This is a genomic window from Bacillus sp. LR--39, from assembly GCF_053613335.1.
Map to the genome: position 1 here is coordinate 1 of NZ_JBSIOT010000149.1, position 1446 is coordinate 1446.

The window sequence follows — 1446 nt, forward strand, 5'->3', positions numbered from 1 at the left end:
GCTCATGCTGAGTATTGATCAGGAAGGCGGCATTGTAACGAGGTTAGGGGAGGGCACTAATTTCCCAGGGAATATGGCGCTGGGCGCAGCCAGAAGCAGAATCAATGGGTATCAGACCGGCAGCATCATCGGGAAAGAGCTCTCTGCCTTAGGCATCAATACAGATTTCAGCCCTGTCGTGGACATTAACAATAATCCTGATAATCCTGTAATCGGCGTACGGTCATTCAGCTCCAATCGAGAACTGACATCACGCCTCGGTCTATATACGATGAAAGGGTTGCAGCGGCAGGATATCGCGTCTGCCCTCAAACATTTCCCGGGACATGGAGACACGGACGTTGACAGCCATTATGGACTGCCGCTCGTTTCCCATGGCCAAGAACGGCTTCGTGAGGTCGAGCTTTATCCTTTTCAAAAAGCAATTGATGCTGGTGCTGATATGGTGATGACAGCCCATGTTCAGTTTCCCGCCTTTGATGACACCACTTACAAAAGCAAACTCGATGGATCGGACATTCTGGTTCCAGCTACACTTTCAAAAAAAGTGATGACAGGTCTTCTTCGTCAGGAAATGGGCTTTAATGGGGTCATCGTTACCGATGCGCTCAATATGAAGGCAATCGCAGATCATTTCGGACAGGAAGAGGCTGTGGTCATGGCCGTAAAAGCTGGTGTCGATATTGCATTAATGCCAGCCTCAGTCACTTCATTGAAAGAAGAACAGAAATTCGCACGTGTTATTCAAGCTTTGAAAGAAGCCGTGAAAAACGGGGATATTCCTGAACAACAAATCAACAATTCAGTTGAAAGAATCATTTCCCTGAAAATAAAACGCGGCATGTATCCAGCGCGAAACAGCGACAGTACAAAAGAAAAAATAGCCAAAGCCAAAAAAATCGTAGGAAGCAAGCAGCACCTGAAAGCAGAGAAAAAAATAGCTGAAAAAGCAGTAACTGTATTAAAAAATGAACAGCACACTTTGCCATTCAAGCCTAAAAAAGGCAGCCGAATCTTAATTGTGGCACCTTACGAAGAACAAACTGCTTCAATCGAACAAACCATTCACGATCTCATCAAGCGAAAGAAAATCAAACCCGTATCCCTCAGCAAAATGAACTTTGCCAACCAAGTATTTAAGGCCGAGCATGAAAAACAAGTAAAAGAGGCTGATTATATCATAACCGGCTCCTATGTCGTCAAAAATGACCCTGTCGTCAACGACGGTGTCATCGACGACACAATATCAGATTCAAGCAAATGGGCCACCGTGTTTCCGAGAGCTGTCATGAAAGCCGCACTGCAGCACAACAAACCATTTGTCTTAATGAGTCTGCGCAACCCCTATGACGCAGCCAATTTCGAAGAAGCAAAGGCACTGATTGCAGTCTATGGCTTTAAAGGATACGCAAATGGCCGTTATCTTCAACCTAATATTCCGGCCGG

1 protein-coding gene is annotated in these 1446 nt (G+C 45.6%); it reads left to right on the forward strand.

The features are described from left to right. On the forward strand, nt 1-1446 hold a 1446-nt coding region (gene nagZ, locus ACWHAR_RS21265), incomplete at both ends, for a beta-N-acetylhexosaminidase (RefSeq protein WP_452087742.1).